Raw genomic sequence first — 15,894 nt, forward strand, 5'->3', positions numbered from 1 at the left:
TGACACCATAGACGGATACAGCCAGGATCAGCGGCACATATCCCCCCTCTGCCACCTTTGTTAGATTGGCCAGAAAGAAGGCGGCGTCGACGGCGAAAAAGCAAGCAGTGACCACGCCTGCGGCAACAAGACTCCACCGCCAGATTTCTCTCATCGCGATGAACAGCAGGGCCGAGGTCATCAGCATTGTCAACGAAACTGCGATGCCGTAGGCGGATGCCAGATTGTCAGATTTGGCGAAGCCGATGGTCAGCCCGAGTGTCACGATCATCAAAAGCCAATTGACCACGCCGACGTAAATTTGTCCGTAGCCCTCCGAGGAAGTCTGCTTGATTTGCAGCCGCGGCAGCCAGCCGAGCTGGATCGCCTGCCGCGTCATCGAGAAAGCTCCGGTGATGATTGATTGACTGGCGATGATGGTGGCGACCGTCGCGAGTACGATCAGTGGCAGCAGCAACGTGTCCGGGCACAACCGGTAAAAGATGTTGCCGTCGGTTGGCGTTCCCTCCAGCACGAGGGCCGCTTGACCGGCATAGTTCAGGATCAGACTAGGAAACACGATCGCGAACCAAGCCGCTTTGATGGGGCCGGCGCCGAAATGCCCCATGTCGGCATAAAGCGCTTCGGCGCCAGTGACGCAAAGAAAGACAGCGCCCAGCACCAGAAATCCGGTAACTCCGCTTGAGAACAAATAAGAAAGGCCATAGAGCGGGTTAAGCCCAGCCAATACGCCGGGATGTCTGGCGATGCCGACAAGTCCCAGCACCGCCATGACAACGAACCAAACCAGCATCACAGGGCCGAACAGATGGCCGATCTTAGCGCTGCCCTGCGACTGGATCGCAAACAGCAGGAACAAGATGACCACAGCCGCGGGGACCACGTAGGGCTGCAACGCAGGAGTCGCCATTTCGAGCCCTTCGAGTGCGGAAAGGACCGAGATTGCTGGCGTGATTGCGCCATCACCATAAATCAGCGCAGCGCCGAAGAGGCCGACCGCGACGATGGTCGGTCGGTGCTGCTTCTTCAGGCCCAAAAGTGCCATCAACGCCAAAATGCCGCCTTCGCCGTCATTGTCGACGCGCATAGCGACCAAAACGTATTTGACAGTAGTAATGATGAAGAGCGTCCAGAACACGAGTGAAAGTGCGCCCAGGACGGACGCGGCATCGGGAGATTTTCCAGCAGTGCTCAGGATCGTTTTGAATGTATAGAGTGGGCTCGTTCCGATGTCTCCGAATACGATGCCGAGCGCTGACAGGCCCAATAAAGGCAACCGCCCCTGTGGCGTTGGTCGCATCGTGGCAGGTGGTGTCGATGCTTGAGTCCCACTCAAAGGTCGCGTCCTTTCTCTTCTTTCTCACTAACTGTCTCGCTCGCGACCATCATTAACATGGAAACAGTAGTTACTGCGGTAGCTGAAGCCCAGCGACGGGAGATACCCCGGCATCGTCGTGACCGGATTGTATGAGCCGCCAAATTCAAATTAGGACGCTACCGCATTTCCGGCTGCAAGCTATCGTGTGTCTGCGCCGATTTAATTGAGCAGGAGAAATGTGGGCGTTGAACCATATCGCTCTTGCGCCTGTACCTCAGCTCAATGAGTGCTACGCCGGAGTCGGCTCATGATAGGCGCCACCGCGATTAGATACGTCTGCGGCGGTGCCGAATAGCCAAGGTATGTCTTGGAAAATGTGATGTCCGATACGCTGCCGGAGCTTCCAGTAAGCAAACGGGCCGCGGCGTGGCACGACGCGTCGTCCTTGCTGCAGACCATGACCCGGGCGGCGATTGAGAGCTGAACGTCTCTATTTTTCGGCGGATTGCCCATGGGCCACGCCGCGGGCAGATAGTAAAACAAACCCCGAACGATCTCCTCGCTGCCACCAATCAGCACCGCCTCCGAGTTGGCAAGGCGCACGATTTCCGTGGCGATCTGGCGGTAATGCGCATCATGAGCGGTCTGTCGCGGGCTGAGATGTGCACGCGCGACTAGTGGTGAAACCATCACGCTCGCAATCGACACCGCGAGTGCCATCATGCAGGCGCGAGCCGCGGCGATTGTCGGCACGTTAAGTCGCGGTGAGCCGAACAACACCACCGGCAACAACGCCCAGTTTGGAAACGCCCACACCGGCGTCAAACGGTGGGGCCACGCGAGATTGACCAAAGCTGGCAATACCAGCGGGACAACGAGCAGGAGCAGCGCCTGACGACGCCCGGGGTCGGCGGGCCAGATCGCACCCCGCCAAGCCGCGCGATCCGGCTTCAGCATTACGAAAAAAACGAGAGGCATCACGACATAGCTGAGGATGCCACCGAGATAGAATGCAGAGGTCTTCAGCGCCGAACCAAACGATTCAGAGACCATCACGCTTGTCGTCAGGTAATTCTCTACGGGGTGATCGCGTTCGGTGATCAACCAGTGGATGTGCGGCCCAAGCACGACCAGGGCGGCGGCGGCCATCAGGAACGGCGCGCCAGATCGCCAGAAACGCTTGAGGTCCTCGCCCGCAAAAGACGCAACCGCGATGCCTGCGATCAGGTAGACGCCCCAGTATTTTCCAAGAAATGTCAGGCCGGCGAACACACCCGTAAAAACCGCATTGGTCCATCGAACATTGCGGCGAGCGCGAAGATAGAACAGCACGGTCGCCGCCCAGAACGGCATCATCACCGTGTTGGCATTAAGGCGCGACGCCAGAAACGTATAGAACGGAATGAGGATCAGTGCCGCCACACCGACAAGCGCCCGCTCCTTATCAAGATGATCGCGCAGGATCGCCCAGGTTATTGACAGTGTCGCGGCTAGATTGACGACAGCCAGAAGATAGGCGGCCCAGTCGGTGCGCGGAAATACCGCTAACCAGGCACGGAAAATCCATGCCATCATCGGCGGATGCTTATAACCGAGCGAAAATGTTCGCGCCCACACTGACGCCTCACTGACGTCGGAATGGATATCCACTGTCGCGTGCGAGATCGAGAAATACAGCAACCACAGCAAAGAATAGGCCGCCAGCGTGATGCCCAACAGCCGGGCGCCGCTACTCCGCCGCACGAAATCGGCGCTCGCCTGCACCAGGCGGCCGTTCCAGATCGCGGCGAACGGCCCGCTTATGGCTATTGCCGTCAACATTAACCCCTGTGCGCCATGAGCGATCAGCCCAGAACCGGAAATGATCGGAGGAAATCCGAGAAGAGAGGTCGTCGTCGGAAGGTAGAGTCTAAGCGGCCTGCAGCCGGTAGGCGACAACCTTGCTTCATCAGCGCGTGCTGGGAAGCTTTTTTGACAGATCGTCCTGCAGCACCGCATTGTCCAGGCTAAGATCTACCAAAAGCTTCTTCAGCCGCGCATTTTCCTCAAACAGCTGCGTGAACTCCCGGACCTGGTCCGATCCCAGTCCGGCGTATTGCGTCTTCCACAGGTAAAAGGTCTGCTCTGATATCCCTACCTTCATGATTAGATCCGCCACCGGAAGGCCCAGCTCCGCCTGCTTCAAAACCTCGACAATCCGCGCGCACAGTTCCCGTCTCATTGGCCGATCGTCGCCGTCAGCAAATCCGCCGAAAAACCAACATCAAAATCCGGACAATTGTTTTTTACCTCTTCAGCGCTACCCGGAGCCGGTGTTCATGATTTATCAGGCGTGACTTACACAAAGATTACAAAGATTGCAGTCATGCACCCCGTGGTGACGGTCGGCCGCCACGGGTTGTGAGCGTTTAATCAACACGGATAAGGTGACTATGTGGATTGCCTTCGCTATCGAGAGCATCCCATCCCATGCGCCAAACCCTCAGTTTGTCTCACGGGTGCTGACGGGGAATATTCATATCTTCAGATTCAATCCGCCGGCGACAGCATCTTTCCGCGTGGCCGCCTACTGGAAAGAGCAATTCATGCACGAAATAGCCGACGAGGTGATTGATCTGTTGCTTGTGCGCTACGCAACCACGCCAATCGGTTCGCTTGTCGCTCGTCATCTTTCAGTAGGTTGGCGGCGTATTCTCGCGCGTTACGAACAGCGATACGCCTTAAGTGAACAGAGATGCCTGTTATGACTGCTTCTCGATTTCGATCTGGGACGATCCGGCGGCCGACGGAGCGCGCAGTGGGCGTATGGCCTGTGCGAGATCATGAGACCGTTCTTAACTGGCGGCGTCGCTGTATTGAGGACGCGCTTATGAGACGCCTGCTTGTCAATCATAGTCGTTCGCGGAGGACCTTCGTAAGGTGCCTTTGCGTTGAATGCGCCGTGAGGTCGGGAGAGGTTGTAGAACTGCTCCCATTCGGAGAGCGCCTGAACGTGTGTCCCGATCATCCTTCCTGCCTTTGAGCCTCAAGACAAAAGGATGTCTCGCAAGTCCGTCCATTCCTACATAAAATAAGAAGGCCGCCCTAGTCGGCGGCCTTGGTGTCAATCACAAACCCGCACTCGCGGGCGCACCCAACGCTCGCGCCAGTCATCCCAATAGGCTTCCCCACGGGACCAGTAGCAGCGTCTCTCATAGACGGGCTCAGGCTCAACATAGACCGGAGCGGGCGCATAGTACGGGCGGGGGGCTAATGCACCGCCTAGCAGCATCCCACCAAGAAGCCCACCGGCAACCCCGGCAGCAATTTGGCCATCGTGTGCCTGAGAAGCGGTGGGAACGAGACAGAGTGCAACAAATGCAAGCGGAAGGAGCTTTTTCACAGCCGTGTCCTGTTGGATGATAGAATTGGCGTAATATACCGCAAAATGTATGGCGAATGAATGATGGTCGATGAATAATGCGCCCTCGGTCAGCCGTAAGCCGCGGACGTACTCGGTCTTCAATCCGACTCCAACAAACCGACGAGCGCGTCGGGAGCGGTCGGGTTTTGTGTGTCGAGCATTACTTGAATGTATACGCCCCTGTGAATGCACCGTCGTTGTTGCCAATGGCATCGACCGTATTGCGACCTGGCCGGTGAAGCCAGAAGATTGAGCCAAAGCCAGTTACTGGACCGTCAGGGTGCCGTCCGCCTTGCCACCGAAGTCGTCGTAGAAATCATACTTTCCCGGCTGGAGCGGCCGCAGCTTGATGACGCCTTCGCTCTTGGCGGCGATGACTGTTTCGACGCGCAGGGAGTTGCTCTCGAATTCCATCGACTTGGGATCGAGGTTCTTGACCGTCAGCGCCAGCGGCGTGTTGGCCGGCGCATGCAAGGCCGAGGGCTGAAACTGGCCGTTGCTATAGGTTACCGTGAGGCTCGCCGCCTGCTGGGCGTGGGCGACTAGCAGCGGCATGGCGAGGCTAAGGGCCGCGGCAGCCGCGACGAGGAGAACAGTGCGTGCAAATGACATGAAGATATCTCCGGTGCTGGACGTCAGAATTCGACGGCGAACTTGAGCCGCGCGCGATTGCGCTGAAATTCGGCGAGATTGAGCGAAACCGGATTGCCGATCTCGCGGCCCCAAACCTGGGTGTTCCAGGCTGCGGTCATGAACATCTTCGGCGCAAAGCGGACATAGAGCGTGGGTCCGAGCATCACCGCGTCGCCGGTGAAGTCGTGCAGACCGAAGCTGTCGTAGTGCCGCAGGTACCAGACCTCGCCGCCGATCACCACGTCCGGCGTTACTCGCCATGATAGCGCGGCCGAACCGCCGAGCTTGGCTTCGCGCACGGTTTCGTCGAGCGCGGTAAGGGTAACCTCCGGCTCGTAAAGGAAATTGAAGCCAGCAAACAACCGGTTTTTGACCAACTCGAGATCGGCATTGATGGTTGTTTCGAGTTCGTAGTTGCGGATACGCTCGCCGCCGGTTTCATCGATACGGCGGAATGTCGGCTCGACCGCCAGCGTCACCGCGAGCGGATTGCTCGACGTGCGCTCGAGCGCGAGATAGCGGAATTCGGCGAATCCGCCGCTGAGGACCAGCCGCCTTCGGTCGTCCAGATCCGGCACGTTGCGGATATCCTGCGTGGACCCTAGCGCGCCGAACTCGATCTGGATGAACTGCGACGGCGTGAACTCGAACTCATATTTGGTTTCGCTGGCCCGATAGCTGCCGTCACGTTTGCCCGGGCGCGGAATGACGTTCCGGGCGCAAACTCTGTAGCGCCACCGCCGCGCGCACAGGTTGGTTGAAGCGGCCGTAACTACGAGGCTGGCCGCAACTCAGTATTCAATTCATTGAAAACACGGTCGCTGGCTGAAGTTTCACGACCGGGCGGAAGGAAATCAGGGCGGCGGCCAGGCTAACCACAAGAACCGCTGCGGCGCCGACCAGCGGAGTGAACCACATCATCCGGAACGGGAGTCCTTGAGAATCTGTCAAACGGCCTGCGATCGCACACATGCCAAGTCCGAGACCGGTTCCGACGAGCGCACAAAACCCAGCCTGGACGCAGACAATCGATATCAACATCTTCGACGTCGCGCCCATCGCCTTCAGGACAGCATACTGACCAAGGCTTGCGTGGGTGAACATGTAGAGCATCACACCCGTGACCCCGAAGCCGACGGCCATGGCCAGCACCAGCATTGAGGCGACATCGCCGACGTCCTCGGAGTTCATCAGGAACCACCAGACGGTGTCGGACCGGAACTCCTGCGCGGTCCGTGCGCGCAGACCGGTCGAGGCCTCGATGCGCGCAGCAAGTTCATGTGAATCGATGCCAAGTTTGGCCTTGACCAGTGCAAAGGTCAGGATGCGCCGCTCGGGCGGCAGGACGCGAGAGGCGTTGGCAAACGTCATGTAGAGGAGCGGCCGGGGCGGGAAACGCGGCAAGGCTGATGCGACGCCTTCGATCTTGACGCGGTGCCCGTTCACCACGACGTCGTCCCCGGCCGTGACCTGCCGTGTCGGTACGTCAAGATGGGGGCCATCAGTCGGCCAGAGGTCGCTTGGTCGCGCCGGAGTCTCCAGCTTGCCCTCAGTGCCACCCGCTGCGGGCACAGCGGCGTCAGGATGATGAAGCACCGTCTGCGAAAGGCCATCTTCAAGCGAAGGCGCTCCAGCCAGCGTCGCGTCATCGACGCCAATGATCTGGAAAACCTGGATCCCTCCGTTGCCGAACCGGACGGCCGAAGCGCCGAGCGCCAGCGGCCTCGCGGACGACACGCCGTCAACGCTGCGGATTCTGTTCAGGGTAGCGCCAGGCATGTTCACGGTCTGCTCGGGCGTCACGATCGCGGGGTCCATGACCCATACGTCCGCGGCAGGATTCTCCGCGATCAGGGCAAAGCTGCGCGTCATGAACCCGCAGAAAAAGGAGGCGGCGAAGGAGACCAGAAAGGCGGTGAAGGCAATGCCGAACAGCAGGGCGAGGTATCTGGCCCGGTCGGCGATCAGCATCCGCATGCCCAGGCGCAGCACCTATCGAACTCCACCTGCGAGAACCTCGTCCGGGGATGCGTCGATGAACACGTCCAGTTGCTGCCCCACGTAGACCGGCAGCGCGGTGGGATCAAAGCTGTAGATTACTTGCAGTACCCTCGTGTCGGTCCGCTCGATGCTCTCGCCTGTCAGGGATGCCTTGCGTACCGCCATCGGCTCCAGCCGCTCGAACTTCAACGATGTCTTGAGATCCGGGTTTCCCCGGACGAAGGCGACTGCGGGCGCTCCCTGCTTGACCCGCCAGGCTTGTTGTTCGTCGATGTCCACACGAACATGGAGCCGCGCATCGCCGCCCAGGACCATCAACGGGGGATCAAGTACGCCGGTCGTTGCGAATTCGCCGGTGCGGATCTTTACCTGCATCACGAGTCCGTTCACCGGCGCGGTGATAGTGTATCTCGACAACAGGATCTTGAGGCGCTCGACGTCGGCCTTTGTGCGATCCAATGTTGCCTGATCGATCGCGACCACGAAGCGCCGCCGTCGCAACTCCTCGACAGTAATGGCATCCCTGTTGGCCTTTGACAGAGCCTCTCCGCGATCGAGGACATCCTTGTCCCTGGCAAGCGTCGCCTCTGCTTCACCAACCTGGGCAGTCGCCGGTAGCAATTGGGCTGTCAATTCCCGATCATCGATTTTGAAGAGGACCTCCCCCGCACGGACGTGACTGCCAGGCCTCACCAGCACGCTTGCAACAACGCCTGAGACTGGCGTCCCGATCGCAATGTTCTCGGTGCTGGCTTCGACAATGCCCGTACCCGCCACGTTCGAGGCGAAGGGAGCTTCAACCGAGCGTGCAGCCGGTGCCGAATAGGCGGGCTGATGTTCACCGGTGAGGATTTCGAAGGCGGCGGCAATAAGGCCCATGACCGCCAGCGCGGGCAACACATACTTGCCGATCATGACGGCATCTCCAGTTCGACCGCATCGTTGCAGCTGATGATGGCTCCATCTTCCATCCGCACGATCCGATCCGCGTAGTTCATGATGCGTGCGTCGTGAGTCACGACGATCACCGCGCGATCGGTCTGTCGGGCCTGGGCGTGCAACGTTTCCATCACCATCTGTCCTGTCGTTTGATCCAGCGCGCTCGTCGGCTCGTCGCATACGATGAGTTTCGGGTTGTGGACGAGGGCGCGGGCGATGGCTACCCGCTGCTGTTGGCCTCCGCTCAGCTCGTTCGGTGACGCCGAGGTGCGATCGCGGAGACCCAGTTCGTCCAGAATCTTGACGGCCCTGCTTTCGGCGTGGTTGCGGGAGTGTCCGCCGATCAGAAGAGGGACGGTGACGTTGTCGAGGATCGAGACGCCCGGTAGCAGATTGAATCTTTGAAAGACGAACCCGACCGTTGCACACCGAAAGCGTGCACGCTCGAGCGGTGTCATTCGCGCAAGATCCCGTCCCAGTACCACGCAGGTCCCGGAATCGGGGTCGAGCAGGGTCGAGATCACGGAGAGCAGAGTGGTCTTTCCGCATCCCGACGGCCCCATAATCATCAATATCTCACCACCTCTGACGTCGAGATCGACTCCTCGCAGCGCGCGGACGGCGGTTGGGCCTGAGCCGAACCCTTTCATTAGACCGCGGCAGTAAACGACGCTGGAGGAGGGATGCATGTCGAAGTCGTTCCGCTTGATTTGTAACAGTCGTATCATTACATTGTAGCTATGTCACAACTTAATTGGCTGCTTCTGACGTACAAAGTGCCCGCGGAGCCGGGCGCCAGGCGGGTCGCGCTATGGCGTCGCCTGAAAGGCATGGGTGCGGTTTATCTTCAGAACGGTGTCTGCCTGCTGCCGAAGACGGACACGCATGTTCGGCAGTTGAAGATGGTCGAGAACGAAGTCGCCGAGATGGGTGGCGAGGCGGTCATTCTGGAGACGGTTGCGCTCGACAAAGGCCAGGAGGGGAAAGTCATCGATCGATTCAACGCCGACCGGGACGATCAGTACCGTGAATTCCTCGGGCGCTGCGCAGGCTTTGAGAAAGAGATCGCGAAGGAGTTCTCCATCAACAAGTTCACGTATGCCGAACTCGAGGAGGAGGATACTGATCTCAAAAAGCTTCAGGGGTGGCTCGGGAAAATCAAGAAACTCGATTTTTACGGCGCCCCCCTCGCCACGGAGGCGGAGAAGAAGTTGCAGGATTGCGAAGCATTGCTTGAGAGTTATGCGCAGCGCGTGTTCGAGGCCCAGGACGAAAATCACGCCAGGGAGTGAGGCCTGATTACTGACCAGCCGATGGTTCGCGATATCGGGTTCTGTTGGTGCTACTCGCCCAGCGCCTGTATCTTGCGCTCGGCCTTGAATATCTTGCTCAGGGCCTTGCCACTCGGAGCCTTGCGCTTCTTGGCGTCGGTCGTCAGGCGCGCGGGCCGCGCCTCGCGTCGCGTGCCCACCTGACGCACGCCAGCGGCGCGGAACGTGTCGAGCGTGGCAGCGCCAAATGTCCGCACCGTGAAGAACTGCGTCAGCAGTCGCCCCTCGTGCGACCCACCTTGAGCGCCACGTCGGCCATGACACCACGCACCACGTTCTCGGCAGACGCGTTGATGCTCTTGAGCGCCGCGCACTGCCGTGAGCTGGCATGCCATAGCATATGTCCGCTCGGCTCTAACATTTCCCCGAGGTTCGGCGGCAATCGGCCCGCAAGAATTTAATAGGTCCTGAACAATCGCTCGCGCTCGACGCGAAAAGCTTTCCCATAGTGCTTGATTACCTCAACGCGCGCGCAGGCGAGTCGATTCGGGTGGCCCCGCTTCCAATGCTGCGCGGCGGTCGGCGACTGCATGATCGAACAGTTCGAGTGCTAGGCCAAAGGCTGCGAGGTCTTCTTCGTCGATGGCGCCATCATCATGGCACTCGAGCGTTTCGCGTATGATCGCGTCGAAGTCGCGCTGCATCACCAGCAATGCCTCGACCGATTGCGCGGTGCTCAACTTCGAGATCATCGCCATGATCTTGTTGCGGAGTTCAGTGATTTCTTCCCGCTCATCGCGCTTCAGATATTGACGCAACCAAGCGCCGGCCGAGCCAATGCCGGAGAGCAGCAGGAGAGCGAACCAGAAGTAATCGCCGTACCGATCCAGGAAGGTGCGTTCAGTGCCATCGATATAGGCCGCCGCTCCGCGATGCACGGGCAGTGCGGCGTCCTTGTCGGTGTCCGGCTTCTTGATGTGGGGGCCGCCCGGCACTTCCCTGGCCAGCCTATGGCGAGCAGCAAGCGCCTGCCGGGTGAGGGTGGCGACCGTGGTCTCTGACAAAGATTTTCGCGCTACGATCAGGTGGCTCACGCCGACGGTTTCAACCTTGTCATCCGGCCATGCCGGGTTCGCATTGAAGGCGCTGCCCGGGATTTCCGCGGATTCATAGAGCGGATGCTTCAGGGCGATCGCTTCCGAGACGTCGATCGGGAGAAATTTCGGCTCGCCTCTGGCGCGCGTCGTCGCGGCAATCGCATCGGCGGTGATCTTGCTGTCCACCGGGCCGACCGTCATAAAGGCGTCGAGGTTCGGGTCTCGCGCCAGCTCTTCGATCTGGTCGGTACCGAACTGCGTGACCGCGACCTTGTCAGGGGCAACGCCAGATTCAGTCAGGATCATCCGTAGCAAGGCGATATTCGCCGGCGTCGTGCCGATCACGCCGAGCCGATGGCCCTCGAGTTCGTCGATGGCCTTGATTTTCGGCGCCCTTCGTTTTTTCGATACTCTGCCAGGAAGACCGGAAGGCCACCACAGCACGGCCACGTCGTTGCGCACGATGACGACCGCTTCGGCTTCGCCGGGCATGTCCAGATCGCCGCGCGCAACCGCGAGATCTGCCGTGGAGGCGCCGAGAAGGGCCAAGCTTTGCGCCGCTCCCTCGGTAACGATGGGAGACAGCCTCACTGCATTTCGACCGCGGTCGAAGGTTTCCGCCATCGCCTGGATCAGCTTCTGATCGTTGCTTCCGGGCGGACCAACCGCAATCCGAAGCGTGACCGGCCGCAAGGCGTAATACAGTCCGCCCGTGGCGGCGGCGAACACCAGCAGTCCGGCGAGGAGAAGCTGTAGCAACGAGTTCCGGCGTTTACGGCGCCGGTTCTCTTTGAGATCGCGGACATCGTCGTCTGATGCAGACATTGTTGCTGCCGGGCTAAAGCGAATAACCGAAAAAGACTTCTGATCTGAGGAATACCACGGTTCTCGCCGCTGGGCGAACTTCCGGAAAGCCGCGAAGTGATCGCCTATTGCCTTATCGGAGCTGGCGGGAATAATGATGAACCGCATCATAGCCGCCGGTATAGCCCAGGCTGCGAAGTCCTTCGAACAACCTGATCAGCGTCAGCCGGTCCCGCGTCGACGCCGCTAAAACACTGAATTGTTAGAAAAGCCCGAAGCAGTTCCTGCCGGTGTTCGGCAGCGCTCGACATTTCAGGATATGTTGAAGCGAGGCGCGACTGGCTGCGTGCTAATGCGTCCGTGCCTTAAGGAAAGCACGCCGTAGCATTGATCGGAACAGTGAACGTCCCGAATCCCACGTTCATAGAATAGTTGATCGATGCGCTCACGGAACCGCAGGTTGCGGCAGCATAGGTGAACGTGGGTGACACGCTCGGACCAAAGTAATGGCTACGGCGTAGTGAAGGCTCCCCACCAGGAATAGTGCAATGCACAATGCGAACGTGCCGATGAGCAACGCGATAAAGACCGGCGCCACGATGGCAAATTCTACCGCGGTCGTGCCTCGTTCGTCGTGCCACACAGTATTTCATCGCCCGTGAAAAATGCAGAAGCCGTCCTGGCGGAATGATTTCGCGGGTTTTGGAAGTATTCGATATTGCTGGTTTTGGGGATGTCGATATCGATTTCCTTGCAATTTGATTTGGCGGAATCGGCGTGATTCCATGTCTCCGGCTGGGTTGAGCGCGATCGCGTTGCATGGAATTCTCCGTGCGATGCTGTAAACCGGCGGCGCCCGCGCCCGTGCGATCGATTCCGAGCTTGCGACGGGCCACGCCGCGGCTGCGAAGTAGGGCAGGATATTCTGTGGAATGAAGCGTGTCCGCGACGCGTAGACTGACGATCGCCATGCGCGGATTGCTGATGTGTAAAGAATCGCTGCGGCACCAAGAGGTGGAGGTCGTCCTTGGCGCGCGTCATCGCGACGTAAAGCAGCCGGCGCTCCTCCTCGATCTCTGCGGTCGTACCAGCGCCAAGATCCGATGCAATGCAGCCATCAACGACATTGAGCACAAACACAGGTTTCCACTCCTGGCCCTTGGCGGAATGAATGGTCGACAGGATCAAATAGTCCTCGTCGAGCAAGGGAACGCCGGCCTGGTCGCTGGTCGCGTCCGGTGGGTCGAGCGTCAGTTCGGTGAGGAAACGCTCCCGCGACGGATAGCCTGCCGCGATCTGCTCGAGCTGGATCAAGTCGGCACGGCGGGTCATCGCGTCTTCATGGATGCGATCAGACACCAACCGCCTTCAATCCTCAATCCTGCTGGCGTTGAAGCCCGGCGGCCACGGACTCACGGTCGTCGGCGACGACGCCCAATTCATCTATTCGTTTCGCGCTCTCTGTCTTGCCGGTGCCGGTCGGCATGACGATGGTGGCGGGCTTGTCGGACGTGCTCCAGTGCGCGAGCTTTGAGGATAATCTGGTTGCGCCAAGTCTTGACGATCTCCTCGGGGACTTCCTTGGCGTCCGCAAGAGCATCGTTCGAGGCGCGTCGCAGTTTCGGAAACAGCCACCTGCCTCTGTTGGAAGCCAGACCTTCGGAGATCTCCTGCAAGGGGCCATCTTGAGTGCCGCACGTCATGAGGTTTCAAGAGAGCAGAAATGTTCGTTCTATCAAAGATGTACAGCATACTAACCTCCGGGTTTTCTGGCGGATACGCCCAGCTGCTCCTTAGGTGGGAGCTGAAAATCGGCAACTGTCAACGATGCCGCGATGCGAGGTGGTGGACAGCGCCGCCGTCCAGCCGCCCCCCAAAACGCGCCAGCCGGCGGGAAACCTACGATCGAAGAAGCTTATGGAAGCGGTAGGCGACATCTTGTCTTTAGGCTGCTGCTATCGGCGCCTTGGTCGATTTACTCAACGCGCTGCCGTCCAGATCGACCTCGTCGCGGAACGCGAGTCCCTGGGACTGAGCCTTCTTCATGATCCATTGGAGCGGTGCCTGGGGCAGCAGGTCCGTCGCATAGCCGACGATCCTTTCAGCAATCTTCAGACACGCTTCATTTGGTTCTCCTTCCGACTGTCGTCGGTCCGTCGCGGGTTGTTCGAAATCATGGTCGATCCGTCATGTCGATGGTTTGGAATCAATTGCCCTCAGTGGGCATTCGTGCATGGTGCCGCAGCAGGTCACGTGTCCACGAAGACCCCGCCAATATTCGCCGACCATCGCGCGCCTTCGATGTTCGAGAATGATCGGACAGCCGAGCCCGTTGCCGTGGCAATCTCTCCGGAGCAGAGTGCGTCCCCCTCGATCGGTGCGTCCGCAGATGCAGGCGCTTCGCCCGTTGCGGAGCATTCCTGTCTTCGCGTTGATCCGGCCCACGCCGGCGGCGATGAAGCCGGTGTCGAATGCGACCGCCTCGCGATAGACGGCGCGCAGCCCAAGCTGATCGGCGGCATTCTCGGCCGCGAGCTCCACCTCACCGGCCTCGCCATGTGAAAGTTGCGCCTCGCTGGGCCAAAATCCCGTCTCCTCCGCGGTCTCCTGCCACAGAGCGAAGGCGTGCAGCTTCTTCCACCACGCCGGCGCGGTCTCGTCTGTGATGCCTTCGCCAGCGCGCAGGCCGATGCAGAAGGATCCGCCCGGATTGATGTGCCGCTCGGGGCAGCACGCCGGCAGCGTGCTTCCAACCAATCGTTCGGACACTCTGATCTCGTTGCCGATGGAGATGGCTCGGAGCTGAAAAACCCTGGTGAAGGCCTTGCTGCTCCGCACCGCGACGGCGTCGATCTCCGCCTCACGGGCGTGGATCGACCGGAACTCGGCCCAATTCGGGCAGCATCGTGCGAGCGCATCGAGCGACATGATGGCCGATCATCCCCGCGTCGGCGTTGGCGACGCCGCGTGAGATCGTGCCGCCGGTTCGCTGCGCAGGATCTGCACCGCCGGAGCCTGTGCCGTCATCAGCAGGTCTGACGCCGAATCGAAGGACATCAGTCGCCCGGACGAGAAATGCTTGCGGATGGTCGGGTCGGCGATGCCGGTCGCGACGGCGCCGAGGCGGACGCCGCCGCGTTCGATGGCCTGCTGGGTGCGTTCGGCGTCGACCGTGGCGCGGCTGGCCGCGCAACGGACGCTATCGTCGCCGCGGTGACCCAGCCGGGTCATGGGCGTCGGGCCGTATTCGATGCCGACAGCGAGATCGATGGCGGCGTCAGATTGGACGGCTTCCAGGCAGAGATCGAAGGACGACCTCATGGCCGAGGCGCACAACGCTGCTTCCCGCACGCTTCCGGCAGCGTCATCGGCACGTTCGCCCTCGGCTACGCAGCCGTGGATGCAGTCCCCGATGAAGCGCACGCGTTTGCCGCCGAAATCCTCCTTTAGAACGGAGTTAAGTTCTTCGCGGATGACGTGAACGATCTTGACCGCCTCGCGGATCGCTTCCGAACCTCCTTGAATCGACTGATCGACGAAATTGGTGAACCCGTCGATATCCGCGAAGATCGAAGCCATCCCCATCCGGATCGAGTTCGCCGGGGAGAGTTCGCCGAACTTGACCGAGGACAGCGGTAAGTCGGGGCGCTCGAAGCGGAACATCGGCGCCGAGAGGTCGGACGCGACGGCGGAAGCCGTACGGTCGAGGCTGTCGAAGGCGTACTTCCTCACCGCGGTCGCGATGTAGGCTTCATCGAGCGTCAAGCCGCCTGCATGCTTGCGGATCGCCTCGGCGGCGACACGCTTCTGAGCCGTTTCGGTGAGGAAGATGCCTTGCTCGGCTCCGGAAGCGACGAGCTTCGCCGCGTGGTTCGCGGGCCGCCCCAGGAAGAGAGTGTCCTTTTCATGCGCGCCGCGTCCCGTAGTCATCGCAAGGCACTTGCCGTGATCAATGCCGAAGCGGATGCGGGAAGGGAAGCCGTGAGCCTCGCCGACCTTCTGTGCGGCTTCCGTGAGCTTGCGGGCAAGCGCCACAGCTCGCTCGATCTGCGCAGCGGGGTCGCCGACCGGGGAGGCGACGACGGCATGCAGGCGAGCACCGTGATAGTCGATGCGGTCGCCGTCGTCGCCGTCGACGAGAGAATCCCATACCCGGTAATGCATATCGAGGAAGCGCAGTAGACGGCGATGCGCGGCCTCGGTCTCCTGCCCCTGCTCAGTCACCAAATCCTCGAAGTCGAGGAGCTGGCCGTAGAGATGGGCGCCCTCGACCACGAAGGCTTCACTGAGCGGCATGCGGCTCAATAGTCCGCGCTTGGACAGAACCGCGCTGTCGAGCGCCACGCGCCGATCGACTTCGGGCACGGTTTTCAAATGTTCGCGAATCCTCGATTTCGCGCGATCTTGATTCCAGGACATTACCTTCTC

The 15,894-nt window shown here is 60.1% G+C and carries 14 protein-coding genes and 4 pseudogenes; 3 read left to right on the forward strand and 15 right to left on the reverse strand.

Translation table 11 applies throughout. The features are described 5' to 3' along the window. From BGN91_RS00370 to BGN91_RS00380, 3 genes and pseudogenes are all read right to left on the reverse strand, one after another. Positions 1-1,300 (reverse strand): annotated as a pseudogene (locus tag BGN91_RS00370) (KUP/HAK/KT family potassium transporter); the annotation flags it as partial. Between the two features lie 297 nt (positions 1,301-1,597). Next, positions 1,598-3,034, reverse strand: coding sequence for a glycosyltransferase family 39 protein (locus BGN91_RS00375; protein ID WP_292609988.1), 1,437 nt, complete (start codon positions 3,032-3,034; stop codon positions 1,598-1,600). Positions 3,035-3,281: 247 nt separating this feature from the next. Beyond that, positions 3,282-3,539, reverse strand: a pseudogene (locus BGN91_RS00380) (transposase); the annotation flags it as partial. A 211-nt stretch (positions 3,540-3,750) separates the two neighbouring features. On the opposite strand from BGN91_RS00380, the gene BGN91_RS00385 reads away from it, so the two are divergent. After that, a complete protein-coding gene (locus BGN91_RS00385) occupies positions 3,751-4,065 on the forward strand; it encodes a hypothetical protein (protein ID WP_292609989.1) in 315 nt (104 codons plus the stop codon). A 356-nt stretch (positions 4,066-4,421) separates the two neighbouring features. On the opposite strand, the gene BGN91_RS00390 is transcribed toward BGN91_RS00385, so the two are convergent. The 6 genes from BGN91_RS00390 to BGN91_RS00415 all read right to left on the reverse strand — a co-directional run bounded on the left by BGN91_RS00390 (position 4,422) and on the right by BGN91_RS00415 (position 9,022). Next, a complete protein-coding gene (locus BGN91_RS00390; RefSeq protein WP_011509516.1) occupies positions 4,422-4,700 on the reverse strand; it encodes a hypothetical protein in 279 nt (92 codons plus the stop codon). 285 nt (positions 4,701-4,985) lie between these two features. Then, a complete protein-coding gene (locus tag BGN91_RS00395) occupies positions 4,986-5,333 on the reverse strand; it encodes a cupredoxin domain-containing protein (protein WP_292609990.1) in 348 nt (115 codons plus the stop codon). A 23-nt stretch (positions 5,334-5,356) separates the two neighbouring features. Continuing rightward, complete coding sequence (locus BGN91_RS00400) at positions 5,357-5,932, reverse strand: hypothetical protein (RefSeq protein WP_292609991.1); 576 nt, start codon at positions 5,930-5,932, stop codon at positions 5,357-5,359. A gap of 220 nt (positions 5,933-6,152) precedes the next feature. Continuing rightward, on the reverse strand, positions 6,153-7,346 hold the full coding sequence (locus tag BGN91_RS00405; RefSeq protein ID WP_292609992.1) for an ABC transporter permease: 1,194 nt from the start codon (positions 7,344-7,346) through the stop codon (positions 6,153-6,155). Beyond that, a complete protein-coding gene (locus BGN91_RS00410; RefSeq protein ID WP_292609993.1) occupies positions 7,347-8,270 on the reverse strand; it encodes an efflux RND transporter periplasmic adaptor subunit in 924 nt (307 codons plus the stop codon). Beyond that, positions 8,267-9,022, reverse strand: coding sequence for an ABC transporter ATP-binding protein (locus BGN91_RS00415; RefSeq protein ID WP_366408126.1), 756 nt, complete (start codon positions 9,020-9,022; stop codon positions 8,267-8,269). The genes BGN91_RS00410 and BGN91_RS00415 overlap by 4 nt, the downstream gene beginning before the upstream one ends. Positions 9,023-9,034: 12 nt before the next feature. On the opposite strand from BGN91_RS00415, the gene BGN91_RS00420 reads away from it, so the two are divergent. Next, positions 9,035-9,586, forward strand: a complete 552-nt coding sequence (locus tag BGN91_RS00420; RefSeq protein ID WP_292609994.1) for a Chromate resistance protein ChrB — start codon at positions 9,035-9,037, stop codon at positions 9,584-9,586. A gap of 50 nt (positions 9,587-9,636) precedes the next feature. On the opposite strand, the gene BGN91_RS00425 is transcribed toward BGN91_RS00420, so the two are convergent. The 4 genes and pseudogenes from BGN91_RS00425 to BGN91_RS00435 form a co-directional block, all read right to left on the reverse strand. Next, positions 9,637-9,822 (reverse strand): hypothetical protein, encoded by a 186-nt coding sequence (locus BGN91_RS00425; protein WP_292609995.1) that lies wholly within the window; start codon positions 9,820-9,822, stop codon positions 9,637-9,639. A 264-nt stretch (positions 9,823-10,086) separates the two neighbouring features. Beyond that, complete coding sequence (locus tag BGN91_RS00430; RefSeq protein ID WP_292610019.1) at positions 10,087-11,487, reverse strand: TAXI family TRAP transporter solute-binding subunit; 1,401 nt, start codon at positions 11,485-11,487, stop codon at positions 10,087-10,089. Positions 11,488-11,911: 424 nt separating this feature from the next. After that, complete coding sequence (locus BGN91_RS17620) at positions 11,912-12,109, reverse strand: TadE/TadG family type IV pilus assembly protein (protein WP_366408128.1); 198 nt, start codon at positions 12,107-12,109, stop codon at positions 11,912-11,914. A gap of 240 nt (positions 12,110-12,349) precedes the next feature. Then, positions 12,350-12,819: pseudogene (locus tag BGN91_RS00435) on the reverse strand (3'-5' exonuclease); the annotation flags it as partial. Position 12,820: 1 nt separating this feature from the next. On the opposite strand from BGN91_RS00435, the pseudogene BGN91_RS00440 reads away from it, so the two are divergent. Next, positions 12,821-12,925, forward strand: a pseudogene (locus BGN91_RS00440) (UvrD-helicase domain-containing protein); the annotation flags it as partial. A 728-nt stretch (positions 12,926-13,653) separates the two neighbouring features. Here the strand turns inward: BGN91_RS00440 and BGN91_RS00445 are convergent. Beyond that, positions 13,654-14,394 (reverse strand): E2 domain-containing protein, encoded by a 741-nt coding sequence (locus BGN91_RS00445; RefSeq protein ID WP_292609996.1) that lies wholly within the window; start codon positions 14,392-14,394, stop codon positions 13,654-13,656. Between the two features lie 9 nt (positions 14,395-14,403). Further along, entirely contained in the window at positions 14,404-15,885 is a 1,482-nt protein-coding gene (locus tag BGN91_RS00450) for an adenylate/guanylate cyclase domain-containing protein (RefSeq protein ID WP_292609997.1), read from the reverse strand. Between the last annotated feature and the right edge of the window lie 9 nt (positions 15,886-15,894).

Origin of the sequence: Nitrobacter sp. 62-13, assembly GCF_001896955.1 — a bacterium.
Lineage (GTDB): Bacteria > Pseudomonadota > Alphaproteobacteria > Rhizobiales > Xanthobacteraceae > Nitrobacter.

Coding starts and splice junctions, on each gene's coding strand:
- BGN91_RS00410 (WP_292609993.1), bottom strand. CDS start 8,270: ATGATCGGCAAGTATGTGTTGCCCGCGCTGGCGGTCATGGGCCTTATT.
- BGN91_RS00450 (WP_292609997.1), bottom strand. CDS start 15,885: ATGTCCTGGAATCAAGATCGCGCGAAATCGAGGATTCGCGAACATTTG.
- BGN91_RS00415 (WP_366408126.1), bottom strand. CDS start 9,022: ATGATACGACTGTTACAAATCAAGCGGAACGACTTCGACATGCATCCC.
- BGN91_RS00385 (WP_292609989.1), top strand. CDS start 3,751: ATGTGGATTGCCTTCGCTATCGAGAGCATCCCATCCCATGCGCCAAAC.
- BGN91_RS00430 (WP_292610019.1), bottom strand. CDS start 11,487: ATGTCTGCATCAGACGACGATGTCCGCGATCTCAAAGAGAACCGGCGC.
- BGN91_RS00420 (WP_292609994.1), top strand. CDS start 9,035: ATGTCACAACTTAATTGGCTGCTTCTGACGTACAAAGTGCCCGCGGAG.
- BGN91_RS00445 (WP_292609996.1), bottom strand. CDS start 14,394: ATGTCGCTCGATGCGCTCGCACGATGCTGCCCGAATTGGGCCGAGTTC.
- BGN91_RS00395 (WP_292609990.1), bottom strand. CDS start 5,333: ATGTCATTTGCACGCACTGTTCTCCTCGTCGCGGCTGCCGCGGCCCTT.